Annotated in this window: 22 protein-coding genes and 2 pseudogenes; 13 read left to right on the top strand and 11 right to left on the bottom strand. The window is 72.8% G+C overall.

Annotated features, from left to right (window positions below; genetic code table 11):
- Positions 1 to 62 precede the first annotated feature (62 nt).
- Positions 63 to 578: pseudogene (locus KSF81_RS31815) on the bottom strand (tetratricopeptide repeat protein); the annotation flags it as partial.
- A 1,328-nt stretch (positions 579 to 1,906) separates the two neighbouring features.
- Between KSF81_RS31815 and KSF81_RS28895 the strand changes: the two are divergent.
- Positions 1,907 to 2,215, top strand: a pseudogene (locus KSF81_RS28895) (magnesium transporter); the annotation flags it as partial.
- A gap of 94 nt (positions 2,216 to 2,309) precedes the next feature.
- Complete coding sequence (locus tag KSF81_RS28890; protein WP_254453325.1) at positions 2,310 to 2,894, top strand: CorA family divalent cation transporter; 585 nt, start codon at positions 2,310 to 2,312, stop codon at positions 2,892 to 2,894.
- On the opposite strand, the gene KSF81_RS28885 is transcribed toward KSF81_RS28890, so the two are convergent.
- On the bottom strand, positions 2,816 to 3,589 hold the full coding sequence (locus tag KSF81_RS28885) for a hypothetical protein (RefSeq protein ID WP_254453324.1): 774 nt from the start codon (positions 3,587 to 3,589) through the stop codon (positions 2,816 to 2,818). The genes KSF81_RS28890 and KSF81_RS28885 overlap by 79 nt on opposite strands.
- 388 nt (positions 3,590 to 3,977) lie before the next feature.
- Between KSF81_RS28885 and KSF81_RS28880 the strand changes: the two genes are divergently transcribed.
- The 3 genes from KSF81_RS28880 to KSF81_RS02315 all read left to right on the top strand — a co-directional run bounded on the left by KSF81_RS28880 (position 3,978) and on the right by KSF81_RS02315 (position 6,296).
- Positions 3,978 to 4,667, top strand: a complete 690-nt coding sequence (locus KSF81_RS28880) for an acetamidase/formamidase family protein (protein WP_309139448.1) — start codon at positions 3,978 to 3,980, stop codon at positions 4,665 to 4,667.
- Between the two features lie 181 nt (positions 4,668 to 4,848).
- Entirely contained in the window at positions 4,849 to 5,349 is a 501-nt protein-coding gene (locus KSF81_RS02320; protein ID WP_217377564.1) for a GcrA family cell cycle regulator, read from the top strand.
- Between the two features lie 80 nt (positions 5,350 to 5,429).
- The gene (locus KSF81_RS02315; RefSeq protein WP_217377563.1) at positions 5,430 to 6,296 is read left to right on the top strand and encodes a DMT family transporter; all 867 of its coding nucleotides are present in this window, start codon (positions 5,430 to 5,432) and stop codon (positions 6,294 to 6,296) included.
- Here the strand turns inward: KSF81_RS02315 and KSF81_RS02310 are convergent, their stop codons facing one another.
- The 3 genes from KSF81_RS02310 to KSF81_RS02300 form a co-directional block, all read right to left on the bottom strand.
- Positions 6,297 to 9,116, bottom strand: a complete 2,820-nt coding sequence (locus tag KSF81_RS02310) for a [protein-PII] uridylyltransferase (protein ID WP_217377562.1) — start codon at positions 9,114 to 9,116, stop codon at positions 6,297 to 6,299.
- Positions 9,113 to 11,893 (bottom strand): DNA mismatch repair protein MutS, encoded by a 2,781-nt coding sequence (gene mutS / locus KSF81_RS02305; protein WP_217377561.1) that lies wholly within the window; start codon positions 11,891 to 11,893, stop codon positions 9,113 to 9,115. The genes KSF81_RS02310 and mutS overlap by 4 nt, the downstream gene beginning before the upstream one ends.
- A gap of 203 nt (positions 11,894 to 12,096) precedes the next feature.
- Positions 12,097 to 12,282 carry a hypothetical protein gene (locus KSF81_RS02300; RefSeq protein WP_217377560.1) on the bottom strand — a complete coding sequence of 62 codons (186 nt, stop codon included), beginning with the start codon at positions 12,280 to 12,282 and terminating at the stop codon, positions 12,097 to 12,099.
- Positions 12,283 to 12,495: 213 nt separating this feature from the next.
- Between KSF81_RS02300 and KSF81_RS02295 the strand changes: the two genes are divergently transcribed.
- The 4 genes from KSF81_RS02295 to KSF81_RS02280 all read left to right on the top strand — a co-directional run bounded on the left by KSF81_RS02295 (position 12,496) and on the right by KSF81_RS02280 (position 16,097).
- Positions 12,496 to 12,753: a hypothetical protein gene (locus KSF81_RS02295; protein WP_217377559.1), complete on the top strand. Its 258-nt coding sequence runs from the start codon at positions 12,496 to 12,498 to the stop codon at positions 12,751 to 12,753.
- 269 nt (positions 12,754 to 13,022) lie between these two features.
- On the top strand, positions 13,023 to 15,323 hold the full coding sequence (locus KSF81_RS02290; RefSeq protein WP_217377558.1) for an NADP-dependent malic enzyme: 2,301 nt from the start codon (positions 13,023 to 13,025) through the stop codon (positions 15,321 to 15,323).
- A complete protein-coding gene (locus tag KSF81_RS02285) occupies positions 15,320 to 15,832 on the top strand; it encodes a DUF488 family protein (protein WP_217377557.1) in 513 nt (170 codons plus the stop codon). The genes KSF81_RS02290 and KSF81_RS02285 overlap by 4 nt, the downstream gene beginning before the upstream one ends.
- Positions 15,807 to 16,097, top strand: coding sequence for a hypothetical protein (locus KSF81_RS02280; protein ID WP_217377556.1), 291 nt, complete (start codon positions 15,807 to 15,809; stop codon positions 16,095 to 16,097). The genes KSF81_RS02285 and KSF81_RS02280 overlap by 26 nt, the downstream gene beginning before the upstream one ends.
- A 231-nt stretch (positions 16,098 to 16,328) precedes the next feature.
- Here KSF81_RS02280 and KSF81_RS02275 read toward each other — a convergent pair whose 3' ends face one another.
- Positions 16,329 to 16,976 (bottom strand): class I SAM-dependent methyltransferase, encoded by a 648-nt coding sequence (locus KSF81_RS02275; RefSeq protein ID WP_309139447.1) that lies wholly within the window; start codon positions 16,974 to 16,976, stop codon positions 16,329 to 16,331.
- Between the two features lie 139 nt (positions 16,977 to 17,115).
- Here KSF81_RS02275 and KSF81_RS28875 point away from each other — a divergent pair, with 139 nt between their 5' ends.
- On the top strand, positions 17,116 to 17,382 hold the full coding sequence (locus tag KSF81_RS28875) for a hypothetical protein (RefSeq protein WP_254453322.1): 267 nt from the start codon (positions 17,116 to 17,118) through the stop codon (positions 17,380 to 17,382).
- On the opposite strand, the gene KSF81_RS02270 is transcribed toward KSF81_RS28875, so the two are convergent.
- From KSF81_RS02270 to KSF81_RS02250, 5 genes are all read right to left on the bottom strand, one after another.
- Complete coding sequence (locus KSF81_RS02270) at positions 17,379 to 18,359, bottom strand: tripartite tricarboxylate transporter substrate binding protein (RefSeq protein WP_217377555.1); 981 nt, start codon at positions 18,357 to 18,359, stop codon at positions 17,379 to 17,381. The two genes, KSF81_RS28875 and KSF81_RS02270, sit on opposite strands and share 4 nt — an antisense overlap.
- Positions 18,360 to 18,417: 58 nt before the next feature.
- Entirely contained in the window at positions 18,418 to 19,341 is a 924-nt protein-coding gene (locus KSF81_RS02265) for an AEC family transporter (protein WP_309139446.1), read from the bottom strand.
- 25 nt (positions 19,342 to 19,366) lie between these two features.
- Positions 19,367 to 19,897, bottom strand: coding sequence for a hypothetical protein (locus KSF81_RS02260; protein WP_217377553.1), 531 nt, complete (start codon positions 19,895 to 19,897; stop codon positions 19,367 to 19,369).
- Between the two features lie 86 nt (positions 19,898 to 19,983).
- The gene (locus KSF81_RS02255; protein WP_254453321.1) at positions 19,984 to 20,460 is read right to left on the bottom strand and encodes a polymer-forming cytoskeletal protein; all 477 of its coding nucleotides are present in this window, start codon (positions 20,458 to 20,460) and stop codon (positions 19,984 to 19,986) included.
- Between the two features lie 250 nt (positions 20,461 to 20,710).
- Complete coding sequence (locus KSF81_RS02250) at positions 20,711 to 21,265, bottom strand: EI24 domain-containing protein (protein WP_309139445.1); 555 nt, start codon at positions 21,263 to 21,265, stop codon at positions 20,711 to 20,713.
- A gap of 256 nt (positions 21,266 to 21,521) precedes the next feature.
- Between KSF81_RS02250 and KSF81_RS02245 the strand changes: the two genes are divergently transcribed.
- From KSF81_RS02245 to typA, 3 genes are all read left to right on the top strand, one after another.
- Complete coding sequence (locus KSF81_RS02245; protein WP_217377551.1) at positions 21,522 to 22,532, top strand: adenosine kinase; 1,011 nt, start codon at positions 21,522 to 21,524, stop codon at positions 22,530 to 22,532.
- Positions 22,533 to 22,853: 321 nt separating this feature from the next.
- A complete protein-coding gene (locus KSF81_RS02240; RefSeq protein WP_217377550.1) occupies positions 22,854 to 23,768 on the top strand; it encodes a hypothetical protein in 915 nt (304 codons plus the stop codon).
- Between the two features lie 402 nt (positions 23,769 to 24,170).
- Positions 24,171 to 26,000: a translational GTPase TypA gene (gene typA, locus KSF81_RS02235; RefSeq protein WP_217377549.1), complete on the top strand. Its 1,830-nt coding sequence runs from the start codon at positions 24,171 to 24,173 to the stop codon at positions 25,998 to 26,000.
- The last annotated feature ends 56 nt before the right edge of the window (positions 26,001 to 26,056 follow it).

Genomic DNA, 26,056 nt, shown 5'->3' with positions numbered 1-26,056 from the left:
TTGTTCTGCGTCGCCGCCCAGTCGAGCGGCACCCGCTCGCGCGTCCGCTCCTCCAGCGCCGCCCGATAAGCCGCCACCGCCTCCTCCAGCCGCGCCGTGCCGCTCTCCCGCTTCCCGAGTCCCGACAGCGCGCTTCCGAGATTGTTCTGCGCCGTTGCCCAGAGCAGCGGCACACGCTGCCGCGTCCACTCGTCCAGAGCCGCCCGGTAGGCTTCGACAGCCTCCTCCAGCCGCGCCGTGCCGCTCTCCCGCTCGCCAAGCGCCCAGAGCGCATTGCCGAGGTTGTTCTGCGTCATCGCCCAGTCGAGCGGCACCCGCTCGCGCGTGTACTCCTCCAGAGCCGCCAGATAGGCCGATACCGCCTGCTCCAGCCGCGCCGTGCCGCCCTCGCGCTCCCCGAGCCTCCAGAGGGCATTGCCGAGGTTGTTCTGCGTCGCCGCCCAGTCGAGCGGCACCCGCTCGCGCGTCCGTTCCTCCAGCGCCACCCGATAGGCCGCCACAGCCTCCTCCAGCCGGGCCGTCCCGCTCTCCCGTCCTCCGAGCGTCTCCAGTGCGAAGCCGAGGTTGTGCTGCGCCATTGCCCAATCGAGCGGCACATGCTCGCGGGGACGGTCGAGCAACCCCTGGCGACGCAGCGCAACTGCTTCCCGCAAGGCGGCATTGTCGCCTGCCTGATCGCCATAGGTCACCAGACCGAAGGCCAGGCTCCGGCGCAGCGAAGCCTGTTCCTCGGCCGAGAGCGCGGCGGGCGGGTTCGCCAGCAGGCTGCGCAGCCGTGGCAGGCGCGGCCGCAGGAGGTCGGCAATTGCCCGCCCCCGGGTCTCGTCGCCCTGCGGCACCGAGGCCAGTGCCACCGCCTGCAGCGCCAGGGCGAATTCCCGCCTGGAATTCGCCGCGCAGGCTGCCCTGCTCGATCTTCCAGGGCTCGCGCGTCATGCGCGGCCGGACCGAAGGCGCCGAGAACCACAGCCGCACCGCCCCGGCGCCGGCATCGGCCACCTGGCCCCAGACGATCAGATCCGCTCCGCGCCCGGCCCGCAGCGCCTCGGCCAGCCGCTCGGCCTCGGTTTCCGCCTCGAACCGGTCCTCGCCATCGAGGCTGATGCTGCGGCAGGTGGTGACGACGCGGAAGCCACGCTCGCCGGTGAAGGCCGCGGCAACCTGCTGGCTGAGCCTGCCGTCGTCATGGTGCAGGCGGGAGACCAGGATGCGGAAGCGGCCCGGGTCCGGCGCCGGGACGCTGCCGGAAATTGCGCGCCCACCATTCGCGGACCGCGCAAGCCTCCTGCGAGGTGCCGGAGAGGGCGCTGCCGAACAGTCCCTTCGCCTGGTCTTTCACCGTGTCCGACACCGCGGCGCCAACCAGGGCAAGGCCGCCCAGCACGACGCCGCTCCAGAGGAAACCACGTAGCCGCCCGCGCCAGCCTTTCGGCCCCGGCGGGGGGAGCCACCGGCTTCGGTGTCCCTCTCGCCAGGAAACGGCCACCCGCATCGCGGGCGGCGGATTCGGGCGGCGGCATGCGCTCCTCCGCAGCTTGGCTCCGGCAGTATCGCCAAGCCGGGGAGGGGCCGCAATCAACCCTTGCGGCACCACGGGCTGGCCGAGGTCGTGCGCCAGCCGCTCACCGATGGCGCGGCCCACAAGTCGGTGCCGCCGCCGGCGCCATGGGGACGACCAGCCGGATCGGCCCGGCCGCCCGCCCGGCATCGCCGCCGCCAGCGCTGCGCGGCGCGACACCCCGTTCCGCATCCCGGCCTCCTCCCCGTTGCCGCATTCCGGGTAGCCGCCGTGGCGCCTGCCCAAGCACCGGGCCAGGCCACCCGCGCCGCCGGGGGTGACTTGCGGCCGGGCGCCGGGTAGAAGCCCGGGACCCGGGATTGAGCCCCGACTGGCCGGGAGCCCGCCATGCTCACCACCTATACCGTCGAGAACGGCCAGCTCGCGGTGCGGGAGGGCGCGCAGGACGAAGCCGCGCTGCGGCGTGCCGTCTGGATCGACCTGCTGAGCCCCTCGCCCGAGGAGGAGAGGCGGGTGCAGGACGCGCTCAGGCTGGAGATCCCGACCCGCGAGGAGATGCAGGAGATCGAAAGCTCATCCCGCCTCTACAAGGAGGACGAGACGCTCTTCCTGACGGCCAATTTCCTCTATGGCGTGGAGAATGGCGAATACGGCTCCACCGCCATCTCCTTCGTGCTGAACAATGCCAGCCTCGTCACCGTGCGCTATGCCACGCCCCGCGCCTTCAGCGTCTTCAGCGCCCGCTGCCAGCGCAACCCGGCCACGCTGCTCGCGACCCCCCGATGCGGTGATGCTGCACCTCTTCGAGCAGGTGGTGGACCGGCTGGCCGATATCCTGGAACGCATCGGCTCGGACATGGACCGCGCCTCCCAGACCGCCTTCCGCAGCGCCCGTGCCAAGACGAAGGCAACCGCGCGGGATGCCGACCTCAAGGACACGCTGATCACCCTTGGCCAGGTCGGGGAGGTGACGACCCGTGCCTCGGAGACCCTGCTCGGCCTCTCGCGCATCCTCACCTTCGTCGGCGCCGAGAAGGCGACCACGGTGAGGAAGGAGAACCAGGCGGTCATCAAGACCCTGGTGCGCGACGTGCGCTCCCTGGTGGAACACGCCACCTTCCTGAACAGCAAGGCGCAGTTCCTGCTGGATGCGGTGCTCGGCATCATCAATGTCGAGCAGACCAATATCATCAAGACCTTCACCGTGGCCTCGGTCGCGCTGATGCCGCCGACCCTGATCGCCAGCATCTACGGCATGAATTTCGACATCATGCCGGAATTGCACTGGCCACTCGGCTATCCGTTGGCTCTGGCGCTGATGGTGGTCTCGGCGGTGCTGCCGATCCTGTATTTCAAGCGCAAGGGATGGCTCTGAGGCGCGCCGGCGCCGCGGCGGGCTTCGGCCTGGCCTTGGGGCTGGCCGGCGCGCCCGCCCTGGCGCAGGCGCCCCAGGCGCCGGCCGCCGCGTCCCAGGTCCCCGCAGCCCAGTCTGCCACAGCCATGCCCGGGCCTGCCTGCCCGCCACGGCAGCCGCGCATCCGGCTCTCGGTGGTGGACCCGGAGCCGGTGCTGGACACCAGCCTCGGCATCGACGCGCTGCATGCGGAAACCGGGCGGCCGCGCAGCGCCACCCTGCACCACCTGGCGCTCACCATCTCCCGCGTCGAGTGGCACAGCGAGATCAATGCCCGCACGCTCAGCACCCATCGCGGCGTCTGCGCCACGCCGGACCAGGTGACGCTGACCCTGGTGCAGGCCGAGCACCTGATCCGCATCGCCGAGGAGATCCCGCCCGGCACCTGCCTGTTCCGCGAGGTGGAGGCGCATGAGCGCCGGCATGTCGCGGTGAACCGCCGCACGCTGCGCGCCGCCGCCGGCCGCGCCCGCGCCGCCGCCGAAAGCTGGGCCGCCGGCGCGGCGGGCCGCGGCGGCACCGAGCAGGAGGCGATGGCGGCGCTGCAGGCCAGCCTCCGCCGCGCCATCGAGCCCGCCCTGGCGGCGATGCGGGCGAAGCGGGAGGCGGCGCATCGCGAGATCGACGCGCCCGCCGAATACCGCCGCCTCGCCCACATCTGCCCGGAGGACCAGCGGGTGCTGCGGGAGAGGCTGCCGGGCGGGGCGGTGGATTGACCGCGGCGCGTCCCTTGCCTTCCATGCCTCGCCCGTCCCGCAGAGGAACCCCGCATGCCCGCCACCCACCACATCGCGCCCACTCTCGACAATGTCCGCTGGGGTGCCTTCGATGCCGGCTTCGCGCCAGTCGCCACGGTCGATCCCGGCGACCTGGTGGTGCTGGAATGCGTCTCCGGCGGCCTGGACCAGATGCCGCCCGCCGGCAGCCCCTTCGCCATCCCGGAGCGGCTGCGCGCCATCCAGGGCGGCGCGCCGCGGCTCGGCCCGCATATCCTCACCGGCCCCGTGGCGGTGCGCGGCGCCGAGCCGGGGGGATGCGCTGCGGGTGCAGGTGGAGAAGATCGAATTCGGCTGCGACTGGGGCTTCTGCGGCTTCCGCCCGCTCGGCGGCACCCTGCCGGAGGACTTCCCCTACAAGCGCGTGCTGCACATCCCGGTGGACCGCGCCGCGCGCACCTGCAAGGTGCCGGTGGGGCCCGGCATCACCCTGCCGCTGGCCCCCTTCTTCGGCGTCATGGGCGTGGCGCCGCCCGAGGAATGGGGCCAGATCTCCACCAAGGAGCCGCGCGCGCATGGCGGCAACCTCGACAACAAGGAACTCGGCGAGGGCGCCACGCTCTACCTCCCGGTCTTCGTCCCGGGCGCCAATTTCTCGGCCGGCGACGGGCATGGCGTGCAGGGCGATGGCGAGGTCTGCATCAATGCGCTGGAGATCTGCCTCACCGGGCATTTCCGCCTGGACCTGGAGAAGGGCGGCGGCGCCACGGACCCGGTGCTGCGCTATCCCAGGGCCGAGACAGCCACGCATTTCATCAGCATGGGGATGCACGAGGATCTCGACATCGCCATGAAGACCGCGCTGCGCGAGATGATCGGCTTCATCACCTCCCGCGCCAATCTCTCGCCGGCCGATGCCTACCAGCTTTGCAGCCTGGCCGTGGACTTCCGGGTGACCCAGACGGTGAATGGCGAGAAGGGCGTGCATGGCATGCTGCGCAAGGGCCTGCTGTTCTGAACCGGGCCGGAGCCGTGCAGCGGCCTACAGGATACCAATTGCCCGGAAAAACCGGGCGCGAAGGGCTTTTCCACAGCTTTTCGCGTCCACGTTGCGTCCAGAACTTGTGGTCCTCCACCGCGTTGCCCTACCGTATCTAGAGGGCGACAAGATCTAGCGGGTCTTGGTCAGGGAGAGCCACATGGACTGGACGGCCGAAGCAATCGACCAGCTGCGCGGGTTCTGGGCGGAGGGCCATTCCACGGCGGAGATCGGCCGCCGCATGGGCATCTCCAAAAATGCCGTGGTCGGCAAGGCGCACCGGCTGGACCTGCCGGCCCGGCCGAGCCCGATCCGGCGCGAGGCCGAGGGCGCGGCCGGGGCGCCCTCCGTACCGCAGTCCCGCCGCCTGCCGGCGCCGCGCGAGGCTGCCCCGCGGCGGCCGGAACCCGCGCTGGCCTCCGCCCCGGCGGCGGCCCGCATGCCGGCCGCCGCGCCGACCCAGAACGCCCCGGCCGCCAGCGCCGTGGTGCGGCCCTTCCCGCGGCTCTCCACCCGCAGTTGCTGCTGGCCGCTGGGCGAGCCCGGCACGCCGGAATCCCGCTTCTGCGAAGCCGCGGCGCTGACCGGCAAGCCCTACTGCACCGACCATGCCGCGGTGGCCTATGTGAAGGCGCGCGACCGGCGCGAGGACGCCGCCTGACCTGAACCGCGCGGCGCCCCCCTTGGCGCGCCGCGCGGGGGCGGCGATGCTGGTGGCATGACTGAAATCCTCGCCGGCTGATGAACAGCCGGCTTGCCGGGATCGCGCTGCATCTTTCGGCGCTCGCCCTCTTCGTTGCCATGGACACGCTGGTGAAGCTGCTGACCGCGCGCTACGCGGTGCCGCAGCTCATGTGGGCGCGCTTCCTGTTCAGCCTGCTGGCGATGGCGCTGGCGATGCGGCTCATCACCGGGCAATTGCCCTGGCGCTCGCGGGCGCCGGGGTTGCAGGCGGTACGCAGCCTGCTGCTGGCCGCCTGCAACCTGCTCTTCTCCACCGCGCTCGCGCATATCCCGCTGGCGGATGCCACGGCGGTCGGCTTCGCCTCGCCGGTGCTGACCGTGGCGCTGGCGGCGGCCTGGCTGCGGGAGAGGGTGGGCTGGCGGCGCTGGCTCGGCGTCGGCATCGGCCTGGCCGGGGTGGTGATCGCCCTGCAACCGCCCTTCCTCACCGGCGGCGCGCCGATGCACTGGGCGACGGTGCTGCCGCTCGGCACCGCATTGCTGTTTGCGATCTACCAGATCCTGACCCGGCGGCTGGCCGCGGTGGACGATCCGCGCACCACCATCCTGCATACCGGCCTCGCCGCCACCCTCGCCACCAGCCTGGTGCAGCCCCTGGTCTGGACCTGGCCCTCGGGCGGGGACTGGGCGCTGCTGGTTCTGCTCGGCGTGCTGGGGGGCGCCGGGCATGGGCTGCTGGTGCTGGCCTATGCCCGGGCGCCGGCCAGCCTGCTGGCGCCGCTCTCCTATACCCAGCTGGTCTGGGCCACCCTGGCCGGGCTGCTGGTCTTCAACGACTGGCCGGACGCGGCCGCGCTGCTCGGCGCGCTGGTGATCGCGGCGGGCGGCATCCTGGTTGCGCTGCCGGAAAGGCGGCGTGGCTAGCTAGGTCTGCTCCGACACCACGCGGGTCGCCGCGCCGCCCCCGCCCTCGCCGCCGGGCGGGTCGAGCGCCGCCTCCATCGCCCGGCGCAGGCTGGCCAGCTTGCGCTCGTTCTCGACCTTCAGGCCGAACACGTCCTTCACGTAGAACACGTCCACCGCCCGCACCCCATAGGTGGTGATATGGGCGGAGGCGATCTGGAGGCCCTGCTCGCTGATCGCCGCCGTCACGTCATGCAGCAGGCCCGGCCGGTCGCGGCCATTCACCTCGATGACGGTATGGGTATTGGAGGCATGGTTGTCGAAGACCACGCGCGGCGGCACCGTGACGGCGCGCAGCCTGGCCGGCTCCCGCCGCACCTTGGCGATCTCCTCCGCCAGGCGCAGCCGGCCGGAGAGCGACTGCTCGATCAGCACGGAAAGCCTGGCCAGGCGGTGCGGCTGGTCGAAGGCGCCGCCGGCCGCGTCCTGCACCCAGAAGGTATCGAGCGCCATGCCGTTGGTCAGCGTATGGATGCGCGCATCCACGATGCTAGCGCCGGCGACGGCCAGCGCGCCCGCGATGCGGCTGAACAGGCCGGGATGGTCGGCGGCATAGACCGTGATCTCGGTGACGGCGCGGGCTTCCAGCACGCGGGTGCGGACCGTCAGCGGCGCGCCGGTGGCCTCCGCCTCGCGGATCAGGGCGGCGTGGCGGGCATGCGTCTCGGCATCGAAGGAGAGCCAGTAGCCGGGATAGCCGCGCGCCAGGAACTGCTCCCGGTCCGCCGCCGGCCAGCCCGCCAGCATGGCGGCGGCGGCCTCGCGGGCGCGGGCCACGCGCACGTCGCGTTCCGGCACCGAGAGGCCGCCGGCCAGCACTTCCGCCACGCGCCAATAGACCTCCCGCAGCAGGGTGGCCTTCCAGCCGTTCCAGACCTTGGGGCCTACCGCGCGCATGTCGGCCACCGTCAGCACCAGCAGCAGCCGCAGGCGTTCGGGGGACTGCACGAGGTCGGCGATGTCGAGGATGGTCTTGGGGTCCTCGATGTCGCGCTTGAAGGCGGTCTGGCTGATGAGCAGGTGGTGCAGCACCAGCCAGGAGACGGTCTCCGTCTCCTCCTGGGTGAGGCCGAGCTTCGGGCCGATCTCCTGCGCGATGCGGGCGCCGAGTTCGGAATGGTCGCCGCCGCGGCCCTTGGCGATGTCGTGCAGCAGCGCCGCGACATAGAGGGCGCGGCGCGACTGCAACTGGTCCACCAGCTCGCTCGCCACCGGCGTGGCCTCGCCCAGCCTGCCGGCCTCCAGCTGCTGCAGCACGCTGATCGCCTCGATCGTGTGCTCGTCGACGGTGAAGACATGGTAGGTGTCGAACTGCATCAGCCCGACGATCCGCGCCCAGTCCGGGATGAAGCGTGAGAGGAACCCGGTCTTGTTCATCAGCCTGAGCCAGACCGCCGCGTCGCGGCCGGTGAGCAGGTCGAGGAACAGGGCATTGGCTTCCGGCTGGCCGCGCAGCGCGGCGGCGTGGAAGGCATTGCGGATCAGCGCCCGCACCGCCAGCGGGTGGATGTCGAGCTTGCGGTCCCGCGCCGCCTTCAGGATGCGGAGCATCAGCACCGGCTCGCGCGAGAAGTCCCGGTTGGGCGGCGCCGCCACCAGCTTGCCATCGGCGAGCGCCAGCCCCGCCTCGGCCAGCCCGGCATCGCCCTGCCGCCGCACCGCGGGTGGGCCGAGCGCGGCGCGCTCGATCGCCGGTTCCAGCACGCGCGTCAGGCGCAGCACGTCGCGCACCGTCAGGAACAGGTGCTTCATGAAGCGCTCGACGCCGTCCTGCCGGCCGCGCGGGGTATAGCCCATGCGGGCGCCCACCACCGGCTGGAAGTCGAAGGTCAGGCGCTCCTCCGCCCTTCCGGCGACGTAGTGCAGGTGGAAGCGGACGGTCCAGAGGAAGTTCCAGGCGCGGCGGATGGCGCGCGCCTCATGCTCGGTCAGCAGCCCGCCGCCGGGGCTGTCCTCCCCCACCAGGTCCGGCATCCGCTGGGCGCCGAAGGCATAGCGGGCGAGCCAGTAGAGGGTCTGCAGGTCGCGCAGGCCCCCCTGGCCTTCCTTGACATGCGGCTCCACCAGATAGGGGCTGTCGCCGTAGCGGGCGTGGCGGGCGGCGCGCTCGGCCCGCTTGGCGGCCAGGAAGGGGCCGAGGCCGCGTTCCTGCCGGGTGCGGGTGAAGACCTCCTCGAACCGCTCGAAGACCGGGCGTTCGCCGGCCAGGAAGCGGGCATCCACCAGCGCGGTGAGCACCGTGCTGTCGCGTGCCGCCTCCTCCATGCAGTCCTCGATGCTGCGGGTGGCGTGGCCGACCTTCAGGCCGAGGTCCCAGAGCATGTAGAGGACGAATTCCACCGCCCGCTGGATGCGCGGGCCGGCGGCCTCCTCGGTCAGGAAGAGCAGGTCGATATCGGAATAGGGCGCCAGCACGCCGCGGCCATAGCCGCCGGTGGCGACCAGGGCGAAGGGGGCCTCGGCGGCCTCGGCCGGGTTGCGCGGCGGCACCATGGCCAGGGCATAGGCATGGATGGCCACCATCACCCCGTCGGTCAGCGCCGCCAGCCAGCGGGCGGCGGCGAGGCCGGAAAGCTGATGCGCCTCGAAGGCTTCCTGCACCGTGCCCTGGATGCGGCCGAGATGCCGCCGCAGCAGGTCGAGCGCCACATCCCGGCGGGCCGGGGGGCCGGTGCGGCCGGTGAGTTCGGCGATGAGGTCGGGAATTACGGTAGGCGCCTCGGCCAGCGCGGGGACACGCTGCGCCGACGGCCTGGCGGGGAGGGCGGCCGTGCTGCTCATTCAGGACAGCCTAGTCCCTGTGGCGCGCGGGGGACAGCACCATCCTCAAATGCTGGTGTCCCACCTTGCGCCGCCGCTCCGCCGGCCACGGTATCGGCCTCCAGCAGGGTGCGGAGCCGGTAGAGCGCCGCCTGCGCCTCCCGTGGCGACAGCGCATCGGGGTCGAGCGCGGCCAGCGCCGCCAGGACGGGGTGTGGGTCAGGCAGCGGGGCGGCCCCGGCCAGGGGCGTGCCCAGGGGCGTGGCGGGCCTGGCGAAGAGCGGCAGCTCATCGGAAAGCGGGTCGAGGCCGCGGGCCCGCGCCTCCAGCGCCGCCAGCACCGCCGCGCCGCGGGTGAGCACGGCGCGCGGCACGCCGGCGAGCCGGGCCACATGCAGCCCCCAGCTCCGCTCGGCCACCCCCGGCGCGACACTGTGCAGGAACACCACCTCTCCCTTCCATTCCCGGACCCGCATGGTGGCGGGCGCCAATTCCGGCAGCTTGCCCGCGAGCGCCGTCAATTCGTGGAAATGCGTGGCAAAGATGGTGCGGGCGCGGATGCGGTCGTGCAGCGCCTCCAGCACCGCCCAGGCGATCGCCAGACCGTCCCAGGTGGCGGTGCCGCGCCCGACCTCATCCAGCACCACCAGGCTGCGCGGGCCAGCCCGGTTCAGGATCGCCGCCGTCTCGGCCATCTCCACCATGAATGTGGAGCGTCCGCCGGCAATGTCATCGGCGGCCCCGACACGAGAGAACAATCTGTCCACCAGGCCGAGCCGCGCCGCCTCGGCGGGGACGAAGAACCCGGCCTGGGCCAGCACCACGAAAAGCGCGTTCTGCCGCAGGAAGGTGGATTTGCCGGCCATGTTCGGGCCGGTGAGCAGGCAGAGCCGCCGCCCCGGCGAGAGGTCGCAGTCGTTCGGCACGAAGGCCGGGCCGCGGTTGCGGGCCAGCGCCGCCATCACCACCGGGTGGCGGCCGGCGGTGACGGCGAAATCCGACCGCTCCGTGATCTCCGGCCGGCACCAGCCGCCCTCGGCGGCCAGCTCGGCGGCGGCGGCATGCACATCGAGCGCCGCCAGTGCCGCCGCCGCCCGGGTGATGCCGGGCGCGGCGGCGAGGCAAAGCTCGCGCAGGTGGCGGGCGATCAGCCTCTCCCGCTTCGCCGCCCCCTCCGCCGCCTCGGCCAGGCGGCGGTCGAGCCCGGCCAGCGCCGCGCAGGTGAAGCGGTGGCCATTCGCCATGGTCTGGCGGTGCACCGGGGCGAATTCGCCCGTGGCCTTGGCCGGGGCGTCGCGCAGCAGCTTCTCCCCCGCCGCGGCGGGCAGTTCCGCCAGATAGCCGAATTGCTGGTGGTGGCGGATCTTCAGGCTCGCGACGCCCCAGGCCTGCGCCAGGTCGAGCTGCAAGGCGGCGATGGCGCCGCGCGCATCGTCCCGCAGCCGCCGCAGCGCATCGAGCTGGCCGTCATAGCCCGGCGCGACCAGGCCCGGCTCCTCCAGCCGCGCCGGTAGGGTCTCAGCGAGCGCGCGGGCGAGTTCGGGCGCCGGGTCCCTGGCCGGCCGGAGCGCCCGCCCCGCCTCCTGCAACAGCGGCGGTACGGCGGCGAGGCCGCCGGGTTCCACCAGCGCCTCCGCGATGGCGGCGGCGCGGGCCAGCCCGTCCCGGACCGCCGCCAGATCGCGCGGCGCGAAACGGTCGAGCGAGAGCCGGGCCAGGGCGCGGGCCATGTCCGGGGCGCCGCGCAGCGCCGCGCGGATGGCGGCGCGGAGCGGCGCCGCGGCCAGCAGGGCGGAGACCGCATCGTGCCGGGAGGCGATCGGTTCGGCCTCGGCCAGCGGGCCGGCCAGGCGGGCGGCCAGCTCGCGGGCGCCGGCGGCGGTGATGGTGCGGTCCACGGCGCCGAGCAGGCAGTCCTTCGCCCCGCCCCTTTCGGCCCGCAGGATCTCCAGGCTGCGGCGGGTGGCGGCGTCCATCTCCAGCACACCCTCGGCGCCGCGTGGCACGGGAGGGGACAGGTGCGGCAAGGCGCCGCGCTGGGTGGTGCGGACATAGTCGAGCGCCATGGCCGCCGCCGCGACCTCGGCCGGGCCGAATTGCCCGAAGCCTTCCAGGGTGGCGACGCCGAAGGCCTCCGCCACCAGCCGGGCGCCGTCGCGTGGCAATGCGGCCTCCGAGACGCGGGCGCCGGCCAGCGCCGGGTCGCCGGCGAGCGGCGGCGGCGCCAGCACCTCGGCCGGCTCCAGCCGGGCCAGCAGGGCGCCGAGATCGGCGCGCGCCAGGCTCTCCGTCTCGAAGCCACCGGTCGAGACATCGAGCCAGGCGGCGCCAAGCTCCCCCTCCCCGCCCGGCGCCAGGGCCAGCAGCCAGGCAGGGCGGGCGGCCTCCAGCAGGGTCTCCTCGGTGATGGTGCCGGGCGTCACCAGCCGCACCACCTCCCGACGCAGGGTCGGGGCCTTGCGGCGCCTGGCTTCCTCCGGCGTCTCCATCTGCTCGCAGATCGCCACCCGGAAGCCGCGGCGGATCAGGCGGGCGAGGTAGCTTTCATGGCTATGGGCGGGGACGCCGCACATCGCGACACGCTGGCCCTGATGCTCCCCGCGATAGGTCAGCGCGATATCCAGCGCCGCCGCCGCCGCTTCCGCATCGGCAAAGAACAATTCGAAGAAATCGCCCATGCGGAAGAAGAGCAGCGCATCCGGGTGCTGCGCCTTGGCAGCGAACCACTGGGCGATGGCGGGCGAGGCGCCCTCGGCGGAAAGCGGCCGCCTGCCATCGGGCGGGGAGGAATGATCCATCCCGGCCTTCCTAGAGCAGCATCGCCGCGGGTGGAAACACCCGAAGCAGCAGGGCTGCCCGCGAAAACGATGGCCCGGCGCCTGCGCCGGCCCGGATGATCCCTGCCATGGCGGCACGCCGCGGTCGCGCAGCATGTGGTCCAGGAAGGCGCGGACGACGGGGGTGAGCAGCCGGTTGGTGGGATGGACCGCATGGATGCCGCTCACCGGCGTCTCGTGCTGGCCGAGCACGCGCACCAGGCGCCCGGCGGCGAGCGCATCCGCCACCACCCGGTCGGCACCGGCACCGGCCCGATGCCGGCGATGGCGGCCGCGCGCAGGCTCTCCGCGGTATTGACCAGCAGCACCGGGCGGATGGCCACGACCTCGCTGCCGATGCGCCACGGCATTTCCACCGCGCGGGCCGGACCGCGGGCGCGCCGAGGCCGCCGGAGATCGCGGCGCAATCTAGGGTGCGCTTCGTCTGAGGGCGAACCCATCCGCACCCGTGGCGCCGCATCATGCGGCCTGCGGGGCGAATGGGGGCACGACCACCGCACCGAGGCCCGATCGAGCGCCCCATCGGCGAGTGCCGGCGAACAGCACGGCGGAGGACACCGGACATGACGATCCATCACCCTGGCCCGACCATGCGCCAGCAGACCCCATGGAAGGCGGGCGGCAATTCCGCCCTGCGGAGCCCCGAACTGCACGACTTCAGCGACCTGCGCGGGGCGGATGGGCAACCCCGCCATCCCCTGCGCTGGGCGCTGGCACTCCTTGCCCTGCTGGTCATCGGGCAGGTCGTCGCCTCGCAGCGTAGTGAGCTTCCCGTGGCGCAGGCCAATCCCGAGTTGCTTCTCAGCGCCGCAAGCCATTAGGCCGGGCTTCGCCAGGCCACGGCGGCGAGGCCGGTCCACGGTATTTCCCCCGGACTTCCCCCTGGCGCATCCCCCGGGCGACCGGCCGGAGGATGCGCCAAACCCAGGCCGGCGGCACGCAACGGCCCGCCCTGAACCGGCGCCCGGCCCCGCTTCGCCGCCGCGCGACGGCGGCCTTCCCCTGAGCCCCCCCGGCTGCAACACTGGCACCCCGGAGAGCCGTGCCGCAGCGGCCATGCCGGGCAATTCGGGAGCCAGGAACAACGACCATGGATGACGCCAAGACGGCCCACCTGAGCGATACCCGAACCGCGCGCGTGACGCCCGAGGAAGCCCTGGCGATGCATGCCGAGGGCCGGCCGGGCAAGCTGGAGACCCGGCTGACCAAGCCGCTGGTCACCGCCCGCGACCTGTCGCTGGCCTATTCGCCCGGTGTCGCGGAACCCTGCCTGCACATCCACCGCGATCCCTCGCTGGCCTACGACTACACCAGCAAGGGCAATTTCGTGGCGGTGGTGTCGAACGGCACGGCGGTGCTGGGCCTCGGCAATCTCGGCGCGCTGGCCTCGAAGCCTGTCATGGAGGGCAAGGTCGCGCTGTTCAAGCGCTTCGCCGATGTGGACGGCATGGACCTCTGCATCGATACGGAGGATGCGGATGCCTTCGTCAATGCCGTGCGCTTCCTCGGCCCCTCCTTCGGCGGCATCAACCTCGAGGACATCAAGGCGCCGGAATGCTTCGTCATCGAGCAGCGCCTGCGCGAGCTGATGGACATCCCGGTTTTCCATGACGACCAGCACGGCACCGCCATCGTCGCCGCCGCCGGGCTCATCAATGCGGCGCACCTGACGGGGCGCGACCTGAAGGACACGCGCCTGGTCATCAACGGCGCCGGCTCCGCGGCGATCGCCTGCGCCGAGCTGCTGCGCGCCATGGGCATGCGGCCCGAGAACATCATCATGTGCGACACCAAGGGCGTGCTCTACCGCGGCCGCACCGAGGGCATGAACCAGTGGAAATCCGCCCATGCGGTGGAGACCAAGGCGCGCAGCCTGACCCAGGCGCTGGAGGGCGCCGATGTCTTCTTCGGCCTCTCGGTGAAGGGCGCGGTGACGCAGGACATGGTGCGCGCCATGGCCGACAGGCCGATCATCTTCGCCATGGCCAATCCCGACCCCGAGATCACCCCGGAGGAGGCGCGGGCGGCGCGGCCGGACTGCATCGTCGCCACCGGGCGGAGCGACTACCCGAACCAGGTGAACAATGTGCTCGGCTTCCCCTTCATCTTCCGGGGTGCGCTGGACGTGCGGGCCAGCACCATCAACGACCCGATGAAGATCGCGGCGGCCCGCGCCCTGGCCCTGCTGGCGCGGGAGGACGTGCCGGAGGAGGTGAATACCGCCGGCGCCGGCAAGTCGCTGCGCTACGGCCCGGAATACATCATCCCCAATGCCTTCGACCCCCGGCTGATCTCCCGCGTGCCGGTGGCCGTCGCCAAGGCGGCGATCGACAGCGGCGTGGCCCGCAAGCCCATCACCGACCTGCCGCGCTATGCCCGCGCCCTGACCGGGCGGCTGGACGCCACGGCGAATGCGCTGGAACTCATCAATGAGCGCGTCCGCGCCAATCCGCGCACCGTGGTCTTCGCCGAGGGCGAGGAGGAGAAGGTGATCCGCGCCGCCATCGCCTTCCGCAACGCCGGTTACGGCACGCCGGTGCTGGTCGGCCGGGAGGACCGCATCCAGGCGACGGTGGCCGCCCTCGGCATCCCCTTCCCCGATGGCATCCAGATCCGCAATGCGCGGCTCTCCGACAGCAACCGGCGCTATGCCGAATTCCTCTATGCCAAGCGCCAGCGCGAGGGCTTCCTGTTCCGCGACTGCCAGCGCCTGGTCAATACCGACCGCAACGTCTTCGCCGCCTGCATGGTCGGCACCGGCGACGCCGATGCGCTGGTGACCGGCGTGACCCGCAGCTATTCCGTGGCGCTGGAGGGGGTGCGCACCGCAATCGACCCGGCGCCGGGCGAGATCCTGTTCGGCCTGACCCTGGTGCTGGCCCGCATCTCGGGCACCGTCTTCGTGGCCGATACCGCCATCCATGAGCGGCCGGATGCGGCGACGCTCGCCGAGATCGCGGTGCAGTCCGCCGCGGCCGCGCGGCGGCTCGGGCATGAGCCGCGCGTCGCCTTCCTCTCCTTCTCCACCTTCGGCGACCCCAAGGGCTCCATCCCCGGCAGCCTGCGCGAGGCGGTGAAGCTGCTGGACGAGCGGCAGACCGATTTCGAGTATGATGGCGAGATGTCGGCGGATGTGGCGCTGGACCCGGCGCTCCGCGCCAGCCTCTATCCCTTCTCCCGCCTTACCGGCGCGGCCAATGTGCTGGTCATGCCGGGGCTGCATGCCGCACATATCCTGACCAAGTCGGTGCCGCGGCTGACCAGCGCCACCACCATCGGGCCGCTGCTGATGGGCATGGGCCGCCCGGTGCAGATCGTGCCGGTGGATGCCGGGGTGAACCAGTTGCTGGACATGGCCTGCCTCGCCGCGCATGCCGCCATCGCGCGATGACGCGGCCGCTGCTGACGATCGGCTACGAGGATGCGACGCCCGCCTCCTTGATCGAGGCCCTGCGCGCGGCGGGGGTGCAGCGGCTGGTGGATGTGCGGGCGCTGGCCAATAGTCGCCGCCCGGGCTTCGCCAAGCGCGCGCTCTCGGCCGCGCTGGAGGAGGCGGGGATCGGCTATGAGCACCTGCGCGCGCTCGGCACCCCTGCCGAGGGCCGCGCCGCGGTGCGCGCCGGCCGGCCGGAGGCGATGCACCGCATCTTCGCCGCCCATCTGGCCGGCACCGAGGCGCAGGCCGCGCTGGCCGGCCTCGCCGACCTGGCGCGGCGGGAACGGGTCTGCCTGCTCTGCCTGGAAGCCGACCCGGCGCATTGCCATCGTACGCTGGTGGCCGAAGCCGTCGCCGCGGTCGCCGCGGTCGCCGCGGTCGCCGTGGGCGCCGTAGGCGGCGGCATTGCGGTCACGCATCTGCATCCTGGAGTTCGCGATGTCGCTCTGCCTGGTCCTGCATGATCTGAACGGCCTGCCCGCCGAGGCGGAGAAAGCCTTCTTCGAGGCGATCTTCGAGATCGCGCCCGACCACTGGCCGCTCGCCTCCGGCGCGGTGCTGGTCGGCACCGAGGTCTCCCCTGCCTATCTCCGCGACCACCTCAGGCGCAGCCTGGTGCGGGCGGGGGTGCGGCCTTCCATGCTGCTGGTGACGCGCGTGCCGGGCGACCTCGCCACGCATGGCCTGCCGGCGGAGGGCGAGGCCTGGCTGCGGGAGGTGCTGGGGTAGCGGCCGCTTGTATCTTGCGGACCGATTCACGCCCTCCGGCTTCGCCTGCGGACGACCGGGCCGCTCAGCTTCGGCGCCGCATGTAGCGGCGTTCCGGCCGGTAGCGCATCCAGTGGCGAAGGCGGTGCAGCAGGTGATGGATCATGGCGGGCTCTGTCGGATGCTTCCGCAACGGCGCCGCGCCGGCCGGGTTCCGGCGGGACGTTGCGGCATGATCCTGCCGCAATTCGCTTAACGAAAGCTTCCGGCATCTCCGGCCCGCACCAGAATCCCGGCCGAGGTGACGGGATAGCCACGCACCGAAAGCCGGAGATGCGGCGGGAAGACCACGCCGAGCGGCGAGGCGGCCTCGGCATAGGGCGGCAGGTCCACGAAGCGGTCCATCATGCCGGCCCCCTGCGCTGCGTCGAGCGGCAGCATGGCATGGCCTGCCGCCGCCAGCCGCGCCGCCAGCGCCTCCAGGTGGTGCCGCTGATACAGCACCGTGGTGCCGCGGCGCAGCGTGCCGCCCGCCGCATCCATGTTGTATTCCGTGGTATGCACCGCGATGCCGCCCGGCTTCAGGCAGCGCATCGCCGCCAGCACGAATGCCAACCCCCGCTCCAGCGTGCCGAGATGCTCCATGGCGCAGACCGACCAGACCAGGTCGAAGCCGCCCTGCTGCAGATCCTCCGGGATGCGCGTCATGTCCACGGCGCGGAAGCTCACCAGCCGGTCGAACGCCGCGCGGTCCAGCAGCTCCGGCTGGAACAGCCGCTCCTGGGCATGCTGGCCGGTGCGGATCCAGTCGCGCGCCCGGGCATCGCCGGGGTCGAGGTCGGTGGCCAGCACCTCCACCCCCTCGGCGGCCAGGAAGGCGGGCAGCGCCTCCCGCCCCACCGCGAAGCCGAGCGCGCGGCGGCCGGGGGGCGAGCATCCCCGCCTCCCACAACGCCTGGAGGACGTAGCAATCCTCCCAGAGCTTGCGGTGATAGACCGGCGCCGCCCGCTGCCTGGCGCACCAGTGGCGCAGCCAGTCATGCTCGATATCCGCCTGCCGGCAGACCCGGCTGCCGAGGCCGATCGCCACCGGCCCTGCCGGCACCGGCGCCGCCGGCCCGGCGAGGCCCGCGGCGTAGTGCTGCCGCGCCATCTCGCTGCCCAGCACCTTCACGCTCCAGCGCAGCAGGTCCGCCTCGCGCTCGGCGCGCAGCCGCGTGTCGCCGAGGAAGGGCAGCACGCGATGGCGCTGCCGCCATTGCGCGAGGCGACGGAGGGGGGCGAACACGCCGGGGATGCGACCTAGCTGTCCAGCCGGATGCCCAATTCGCGGATCAGCGGCCGCCATTCGGCATTCTCGCGCCGGACGAATTCCTGGAATTCCGCCGGGCTCATGGGCACCCTCTCGATGCCGAGGTCGCGGAACCGCGCCTGCACGTCCTCGGCATCGACCCCCGCGCGCAGCGCCTCCGCCAGCCGCGCCAGCACCGGGGCGGCGGCGCCGGCGGGCAGGCTGATGCCCTGCCAGCCATAGGCGACGGCATCGCCGAAGCCCAATTCGCGGAGCGTCGGCACCTCCGGCGCGCGCGGGCTGCGCGCCTCGCTGAAGGCGCAGAGCGTGCGGACGCGGCCGGAGGTGATGAAGGGGATGCCGGTGGCGCAATCGATCACCACCACATCCACCAGCCCGGCCAGGAGGTCCTGCATCGCCGCGGGGCCGCCGCGATAGGGCACATGCGTCGCCTCCAGCCCGGTGCGGCGCTTCACCATCTCCATCGCCAGGTGGTGTGGCGAGGCGACGGCGGGGCTGCCATAGGTGGGCGCGCGAAGTTTGGAGGCCGCCACCAGCCCGGCGAAATCCCGCACCGGGCTGTCCGGCCGCACCACGATGAAGAGCGGGAAGCGGCCGATGAAGCCGATCCCCTGGAAGTCGCGGTCCGGGTCATAGGGCAGGCGGGCATAGAGCGCCGGGTTGTAGACCAGGATGCCGTTATCGACATGCAGCAGGGTATAGCCATCCGGCGCGCTGCGGGCGACGGCCTCGCTCGCCACCACGGCGCCGCCGCCGGGGCGGTTCTCCACCACCACCGGCTGGCCGAGGCGGCCGGCCATATGCGCGCTGACCAGCCGGGCGAAGACATCGCTGGCGCCGCCCGGCGGATAGCCGACGACCCAGCGCAGCGGGCGTTCGGGCCAGGTCCCGGCCGCGCCGCCCTGCGCCCCGGCGGGCCCCGCCGCGGCCAGCGCCGCCAGCCCCAGGCCAATCCCGCGTCGTCCCAGCATCGGCATCATTCCCAAAGGCCCCTTCCCGGCCGCATCATGCGGAAAAGCCCCGCTCCCGTCACGGGCCGCCGAGGCCGAGCAGGGCGATCCAGAGCGGCAGGGTGAGCACCGACAGCAGGTGTTCGGTGGTGATGAGCGCCGCCATCAGCGGCGCGTCGCCGCCCATGGCGCGGGCCATGACATAGCTGGTGGTGGCGGTCGGCAGCGCCATGAAGACCAGCGCCACCGCCAGCGACAGCGGATCGAGGCCGAGCGCCCGGCCGAACCACAGGGTCAGCAGCGGCATCAGGCCGAGCTTGATGAGGCAGGTGGCCGCCTGCACCACCGGCCGCCCGCGCAGCGCTCCCGGCGACAGCGCCGCGCCGACGCAGAGCAGCCCGAGCGCCACCGCCGCCTGGCCGAGCGTCCGCATCAACGGATTGAGTCCCGCCGGCAGCCCGCCCAGCGCCGCCATGGCGAAGCCGGCGACAACCCCCAGCATCAGCGGGTTCAGCGCCAATTGCCGCAGCACCCGGCCCGGCGCGATCCGGCGCCCGGTATTCGGCGCCAGCGCGAAGGCCAGGATGGTTATCGTCTGCACCACGGGCACGATCAGCCCGGTCGCCACCGCGCCCAGCGCCGTCCCGGCCGCGCCGAAGAGCCCGCCGGTCACGGCGAAGCCCATCAGGTTGTTGAAACGGATGCCGCCCTGCAGCACCGAGGTCATCGAGGCGTGGTCCAGCCCGGCGGCGCGGGCCAGCGCCACGCTCACCGCCGTGCCGGCCAGCAGCGCCAGCCAGATCGCCAGCGCCATCCGCCCGAGCGGCAGCGCCGCCAGGTCCACCGAGGCGATGGCGGAGGTGAGCAGCGCGGGCATCAGCACCCAGAAGACCAGCCGTTCGATCCCGGCCCAGACCGCATCCTCCCGCAGCAGGCTCCGCCTGAGCACGGCGCCGACCGCCAGCAGGCCAAAGGCGGGGACGAAGACATCGAGGTGGTTCACGGCCAGCGGCCGGGACGGGGCGCCCTCATGCCCCGGCGGCGCCTGAGCCGCCTGCGCCCGGGGCAGCGCCGATCTCACCCAGGCAGGCGGCCTCGGTGCGGTTCCCGGTGCCATTGGCCCGGGCGGCGGCATGGGCGGCGCGCAGCCGGCCGGCTTCCGGGTAGAGCACCAGGTCGAGGGCGCAGGCATCGCTGGCATAAAGCCAGATCTCGGCGCTGCCCTCGGCGCGGCGCAAGGCGGGCTCGCCCAGCCAGCGGCGCAGCGCCTCCGGCCCGGCGCCGAGCAATTGGGCGACGGCGGTGGGGCGCGCCGGATCGGCGGGAGACGGCATGGGCAGGGTGCGGGGCGGGGCGGGCGGCGCCTGGAAGCCCACCGGCAGCCGCGCGGCCGGGGCGCTGCCGCCGGGCGCCGCCGCCTCCGGCGCCAGGGCGGCGAGGCTGGCGCGGCTGCTGGCAACGGCGAGGCGCAGCGCGGCGGCCTCCTGCTCGCCCGGATTGGCACAGGCGGCGGGAAGGGCCGCCAGCAGGGCCAGCAGCGGTCGCGGACGGGGCGCCATGCCGCGGGCGGGCTCCGGGCCGGCCCGGGATTCCGGGCGTGGGACGAAGGACCCCGCCGCCGGTCCGGCGGCGGGGGCGTTGCGGATCAGGCCTCGGCCGGCGCCGGCATGCGGGCCGGGGCGGGGGACGTGCCCTCGGTCAGCATCTCCATGCGGCCGGAGAGCTGCCCGCCCTCCTCGACCGAGAGCTTGCGGCAGCGGGCGACGCCGGTGATCTTGCCGGTGGCGCGGATGGTCAGGCTGCCGCGGGCGGTGATGGTGCCGTCGAAGGCGCCGGCGATCTCCGCATCCTCGACCTCGACCTCGCCCTTGAAGACGCCGGTGCCGGCGACGAAGAGCTCGGCCGCCTGGATCATCTGGGATTCCACGGTGCCTTCCACGACCAGCCGCTCGGCATCCGCGACGGTGCCCTGCAGGCTGATGCCGCGGCCCACCACCAGGGTGCGGCGCTCGGCCGGGTCGGTGCGGCCCGGCGGGCGGGCGGGCACGCCGAGGCTGGCGGGGCGGGGGCCGACGCTGGGCACGGCGGGGGCGGCGGAGGGCTTGGGCGGGGCCATCGTCATGGCGGGAGCATCCTTGGGAGCGGGGCGGAAGGGCGGCACGCCGATTTCGGCATCGCGCGCAGCGCTGGGCGGGCCCGGCTCGGCGGGCGACCCGTCGTCTTTTTTCCGGTTGAAGATGCCCATGGCCATAGCTGCTGCTTCCCCTTCCACAGCGGTGCGGCTCCGGGGCGCCGCGCGTCCCCACGCGACACGCCCCGAATGCCCCCCGGCTAACACGCGGGCTCCCGCCCGCACAACTGGCCGTGATCGCTTATTCCCGGGATTGCGCGGATATTCCGCCAGCGCCGCGATGCAGCAGATGCGTCATGGCGGCGGTGCCGAGCACCGGGACCAGGAGGTTGAGCCCCGGCACCAGCGAGAGCGCCGCCAGCACCCCGCCCAGCACCAGCACCGGGACCTGGCGCCGCCGCCGCAGCGCCCGCGCCGCGGCCACCGGCATCCGCCGCTGCGCCACCCCCTCGAAGAGCCCATGGCCGAGCGCGAAGGTCGAGATCAGCCAGAGCAGCACCGCGCCGGCCGGCGGCAGCAGCAGCGCCACCGGCAGCGCCAGCAGGCTCAGCCCCGCGACATTCAGCCCGAGCATCAGGTTGAACCGCGCCTGCGCCGCCAGGCTCGCGCCGGAGGGCGGCGGCAGGGCCGGGTAGAAGCGCCGCTCCACCGCCGCCGCCACGGGGTCGAGGAAGAGGCCGGAGAGCGCCAGCATCACCGGCACGAACAACCAGACCGCGAGGCCGAGGGTCAGCAGCCCGCCCAGCGCCGCGGCGATGCCGGCCAGCCAGCCGCTGCCGCCGGCCAGCGCCCCCACCCCCCCAGGCGGCCAGCCCCGCCAGGCCGAGGAAGACCACGAGGGCGCCGAGGAAGCCCTTGACCAGCGGCCCCAGGAAGGCCGGGTCGCCCAATTGCCGGAGCGTGAGGAGAAGCGGGGCGAGCATTCCCGGACCTGCTGGTTGAAAGGGGATGAGCTGGTGGCCGAGGGGACGGACGGTTGCGGCGGGCCGGGCCGGGGGTTATCCGGTCGCGGTTCCTTCCGCAACGCCGCGCGCATCCCTGAGGTCCCCCCCATGAGCGAGCCCACCCTCGACATCCTCGGCATCGGCAACGCCATCGTCGATGTGCAGGCCCGGGCCGAGGAGAGCTTCCTCGCGGCCGAGGGCCTGGCCAAGGGCGGCATGCAACTGGTCGGCGCCGAGGCGGCGGAGGCGCTCTATGGCCGGATGGGGCCGGGGGTGGAAAGCTCCGGCGGCTCGGCCGCCAATACCTGTGCCGTCGCGGCGGCGCTCGGCGCGCGGGTCGGCTTCCTCGGCAAGGTGGCGGCGGATGCGCTGGGCGGGGTCTTCGCGCATGACATCCGCGCCGCCGGGGTGCATTTCCCGACCCGCCCGCTGGACTCCGGGGCCCCCACCGCGCGCTGCCTCATCCTGGTGACGCCGGACGGGCAGCGCACCATGAACACCTTCCTCGGCGCCTGCGTGCATTTCGCCGGGGCGGATGTGGATGCGGCCGAGGTGGCGCGCGCCAGGGTGGTCTATCTGGAGGGCTACCTCTTCGACCCGCCGGCGGCGCAGGCCGCCTTCCACGCCGCCTCCCGCGCCGCGCATGCGGCCGGGCGGCAGGTGGCGCTGACCCTCTCGGACCCCTTCTGCGTGGAGCGGCACCGCCAGGCCTTCCGCCGCTTCGTCCGGGAGGAGGCCGATATCCTCTTCGCCAATGAATCCGAGATCCTCTCCCTCTATGAGACCGACGATTTCGAGGCGGCGGCGTCCCTGCTGCGCCAGGAGGTCTCGCTGGCGGCGCTGACCCGCAGCGAGCGGGGCAGCGTGATCCTCTCCGGCGAGGCCCGGCACGAGGTGGCGGCGGTGCCGACCCGGGTGGTGGATACCACCGGCGCCGGCGATGCCTATGCCGCCGGCTTCCTGGCGGCGCTGACCCGCGGCCTGCCCTTGCCGGAATGCGGCCGCTGGGGCGCGGTGGCGGCGGCGGAGGTGATCTCGCATTTCGGCGCCCGGCCGCAGGCGGACCTCAAGGCGCTGGTCGCGGCCGGCGAGCGCGGCGTCGCGGCCCTGCTGGGATAGGGCGGCCCGGTCGGTGCCGGGCCCGCAGGGCGCGGCACCGTGAATCGGCCCGCGGGACATGCCGGTCGGTGCCGGGCCCGCAGGGTGCGGCACCGTGAATCGGCCCGCCGCAAATCGCCGGCAAGGCCGCGGAATGTTCCGGCGCCCCAGGGCCGGAACCGATCCATCGGCCGGGCGGCGTTCCGCCCGGCGCGGCGGCATGTGATCCGCTTTCCGGGAAACCTCCATACCCCCTTCGTGTTGCCTGCGGGTCGGTTGCGGTCTCCGGCGCTGCCGGGGTTGCCTTTGCCGTTCGACTCCACAGAAAAAGCGGAGATGGAAATGCGGAAAACCTTGCTTCTCTCGACAGCCCTGGGCGCGGGCCTGCTGCTGGGTGCCCCCGCCTTCGCCCAGTCCGGCATGTCGTCATCCGGCATGTCCTCGTCCGGCATGTCCTCCCATGCGTCGCAGCCATCGGTGGCGCCGCTGCCGGCGCAGCAGCGGGCGGCGGGCCATGCCGGGGCCATGTCGCATCAGCGCGATTCCGTGTCCCTGCTGCGGCAGTCCGAGCAGGCCGTCAACGCGGGCAACTGGGCCCGCGCCAATGAACTTCTGGAACGCGCCCAGACCTCGGCCCTGAACAGCCAGGCGACGGCCGGTGGCGCCCCCATGGGCGGCTCGGCCGGCATTCGCGGCTTCGATGATGCGCATCGGGCGCTGATGAGCCGCAACCGCTCCGAGGCGCAGCGCGCCCTGCGGATGGCGATGTCCGATGCCGAGCGCGCCGATATGAATACCGGCGCCGGGACCGGGGCCATGCCGATGCAGGGTGGTGGTTATGGCGGCATGGGGTCTTCCATGGGGTCGGGCATGGGCACCGACTCCATGGGCACCGGCACCATGCGTGACCAGGGCATGGGCGACCGCAGCATGAGCCGCGCCGACCTGATCATCCTCGCCCAGGGCGGCGGTGGCGGTGGCTCCAGCGGCGGCACCGGCGGCCTGTCCGGCAGCACGCCGGGTTCGCCCGGCGCCGGCACCGGCAGCGGCAGCTCGCCGAACCCGTCGGTGACGGCGCCGCCGACCAGCGGCAGCAATCCGCCGGTCGGCTCGGCGATGCCGCCTGCCGCCCGCAGTGGCGCGAATGTCGGCGCCCCGGCGCCGGGCGCCACTTCGGTGACGCCGACCCCGGGCGTCGGAACCCCGCGCGCCACCACGCCCGGCGCGGGCGGCACGACGGGCGGCCAGAACCGCTAGGGCGATCCCTGCCTGCCGAGCGGCCAGGCAGCAGCCGCACGGCACCGGGGAAGGACAGGCCGGAGCGCATTCGTCGGAGCCGGGCGCGCTCCGGCCTTCGTATCCGGGCCAGGGGGCGTGGCCCCCGGCCAGGGCGCCGGCGGGCATGCCCGGCAGAACCACCCGCCGGACCGGTTCAACCGGGTCTCGCGGTTTTTGCCGCCCCACGGCGCCTAAATCCGCAATCGGGATGCATGTGGCGCTCGCTTTTTGGCCGCCGAGCCCCTATGTGTGCGCTGCAACACGCCGCCTGCCGCTGCGACCGACCCCTGACCGCCCTCCGGCGGTCGGAAGGCCGGCCGTTGCCTATCGGGCCGCGCAGGGAAGCGTCGCCAGGCGGCGCGCAACGGAAGCAAAGCCCCGATGGAACTCCGCAACATCGCGATCATCGCGCATGTCGATCATGGCAAGACCACACTCGTTGACAACCTGCTGAAGCAGGCCGGCGCCTTCCGCGCCAACCAGCACGTGGCCGAACGCGCCATGGACCGCAACGACCTGGAGCGCGAGCGGGGGATCACCATCCTCGCCAAATCCACCGCGGTCGAGTGGAAGGGCGTCAAGATCAACATCGTGGACACGCCCGGCCACGCCGATTTCGGCGGCGAGGTGGAGCGCATCCTCTCCATGGTGGATGGCGCCATCGTGCTCTGCGACGCGGCGGAAGGCCCGCTGCCGCAGACCAAGTTCGTGCTGACCAAGGCGCTGGCACGGGGCCTCAAGCCCATCGTGGTTATCAACAAGGTGGACCGCCAGGACGCCCGCCCGGACGAGGTCCACAACGAGGTCTTCGACCTTTTCGCGGCCCTCGGCGCCTCGGACGAGCAGCTCGACTTCCACACCATGTTCGCCTCGGGCCGCCAGGGCTGGGCCGACCTGACGCTGGACGGGCCGCGCAAGGATCTGGCGCCGATGTTCGACCTGATCCTGTCGCATGTGCCGGCGCCGACGGTGGACCGCGACGCGCCCTTCGCGATGAACGCCTCCATCCTGGAGAGCGACAATTTCCTCGGCCGCATCCTTACCGGCCGGGTGGAGCAGGGCACCGCGCGGCTGAACATGCCGGTGCGCGTGCTGCGCCAGGACGGCTCGGTGGTGGAGAGCGGGCGGCTGACCAAGCTGATGACCTTCTCCGGCCTCGACCGCGTGCCGGTCGAGGAGGTGCAGGCGGGCGACATCATCGCCATCGCCGGCCTCTCGGACGCCACCATCCCCGATACCATCGCCGCGCCCGAGGTGACGGCGCCGCTGCCGGCGATCCCGATCGACCCGCCGACGCTGGCCATGACCTTCCGCATCAATGACGGCCCGCTCGGCGGCCGCGAGGGCAAGAAGGTCACGTCCCGCCAGATCCGCGAGCGGCTGTTCAAGGAGACGGAGGGCAATGTCGCCATCCGCGTGAAGGACAGCGAGGAAAGCGACGCCTTCGAGGTGGCCGGCCGCGGCGAGCTCCAGCTCGGCGTGCTGATCGAGCAGATGCGGCGCGAGGGCTTCGAGCTCACCATCGGCCGCCCGCGCGTGCTGACCCGCGAGAACCCGGAGACGGGCGAGCGCGAGGAGCCGTATGAGGAAGTGCTGGTCGATGTCGACGAGGCCTATACCGGCGTCGTCGTCGAGAAGATGTCGCTCCGCCGCGGCGTCATGCAGGACATGCGGCCCTCGGGCGGCGGCAAGCAGCGCCTGACCTTCCTCATCCCCTCGCGCGGGCTGATCGGCTACCACGGCGAGTTCCTGACCGACACGCGCGGCACCGGCCTGATGAACCGGATCTTCGCCGGCTATCAGCCCTGGGCGGGCGTGATCGAGGGGCGGCGGAACGGCAGCCTGATCTCCAACTCGGATGGCGAGGCCATTCAATACGCGCTGTTCTATTTGCAGGAGCGCGGCACGCTTTTCGTGGACCCCGGGCAGAAGGTCTATGTCGGGATGATCCTGGGCGAGCATTCCCGGGACAACGACCTCGACGTGAACCCGATCAAGGAGAAGAAGCTCACCAATATCCGCGCCGCCGGCAAGGATGAGGCGCTGCTGCTGACCCCGCCGCGGCGGATGAGCCTGGAACAGGCGATCGCCTATATCGAGGAGGATGAGCTGGTGGAGGTGACGCCCTCCGCCGTCCGCATCCGCAAGCGCTACCTCGACCCGCATGAGCGCAAGAAGCACGCCCGCCGCGCGGAGAGCGAGGCGGCATAGGCGGGGCTGCCGAGGACAGGCCAGGCTTCCGCCAGGGATCGGGGGACGCCAGGGCC

It is taken from the genome of Siccirubricoccus sp. G192 (genome assembly GCF_019084075.1).
In the GTDB taxonomy this organism is placed as follows: domain Bacteria; phylum Pseudomonadota; class Alphaproteobacteria; order Acetobacterales; family Acetobacteraceae; genus G192.
The sequence above is the reverse complement of the archived record's forward strand: the minus strand, read 5'-3'. Positions and strand labels throughout refer to the sequence as shown.

Excerpts from the sequence above, each read along its gene's own strand:
- KSF81_RS02255 (WP_254453321.1), bottom strand. The coding sequence starts at position 20,460 with ATGACGATGGCCCCGCCCAAGCCCTCCGCCGCCCCCGCCGTGCCCAGC.
- KSF81_RS02320 (WP_217377564.1), top strand. The coding sequence starts at position 4,849 with ATGGACTGGACGGCCGAAGCAATCGACCAGCTGCGCGGGTTCTGGGCG.
- mutS (WP_217377561.1), bottom strand. The coding sequence starts at position 11,893 with ATGGATCATTCCTCCCCGCCCGATGGCAGGCGGCCGCTTTCCGCCGAG.
- KSF81_RS02295 (WP_217377559.1), top strand. The coding sequence starts at position 12,496 with ATGACGATCCATCACCCTGGCCCGACCATGCGCCAGCAGACCCCATGG.
- KSF81_RS02315 (WP_217377563.1), top strand. The coding sequence starts at position 5,430 with ATGAACAGCCGGCTTGCCGGGATCGCGCTGCATCTTTCGGCGCTCGCC.
- KSF81_RS02280 (WP_217377556.1), top strand. The coding sequence starts at position 15,807 with ATGTCGCTCTGCCTGGTCCTGCATGATCTGAACGGCCTGCCCGCCGAG.
- KSF81_RS02260 (WP_217377553.1), bottom strand. The coding sequence starts at position 19,897 with ATGGCGCCCCGTCCGCGACCGCTGCTGGCCCTGCTGGCGGCCCTTCCC.
- KSF81_RS02240 (WP_217377550.1), top strand. The coding sequence starts at position 22,854 with ATGCGGAAAACCTTGCTTCTCTCGACAGCCCTGGGCGCGGGCCTGCTG.
- KSF81_RS02285 (WP_217377557.1), top strand. The coding sequence starts at position 15,320 with ATGACGCGGCCGCTGCTGACGATCGGCTACGAGGATGCGACGCCCGCC.
- KSF81_RS28890 (WP_254453325.1), top strand. The coding sequence starts at position 2,310 with ATGCTGCACCTCTTCGAGCAGGTGGTGGACCGGCTGGCCGATATCCTG.
- KSF81_RS02290 (WP_217377558.1), top strand. The coding sequence starts at position 13,023 with ATGGATGACGCCAAGACGGCCCACCTGAGCGATACCCGAACCGCGCGC.
- KSF81_RS02300 (WP_217377560.1), bottom strand. The coding sequence starts at position 12,282 with ATGCCGTGGCGCATCGGCAGCGAGGTCGTGGCCATCCGCCCGGTGCTG.
- KSF81_RS02310 (WP_217377562.1), bottom strand. The coding sequence starts at position 9,116 with ATGAGCAGCACGGCCGCCCTCCCCGCCAGGCCGTCGGCGCAGCGTGTC.
- KSF81_RS02245 (WP_217377551.1), top strand. The coding sequence starts at position 21,522 with ATGAGCGAGCCCACCCTCGACATCCTCGGCATCGGCAACGCCATCGTC.
- KSF81_RS28875 (WP_254453322.1), top strand. The coding sequence starts at position 17,116 with ATGCTCGATATCCGCCTGCCGGCAGACCCGGCTGCCGAGGCCGATCGC.
- typA (WP_217377549.1), top strand. The coding sequence starts at position 24,171 with ATGGAACTCCGCAACATCGCGATCATCGCGCATGTCGATCATGGCAAG.
- KSF81_RS02270 (WP_217377555.1), bottom strand. The coding sequence starts at position 18,359 with ATGCTGGGACGACGCGGGATTGGCCTGGGGCTGGCGGCGCTGGCCGCG.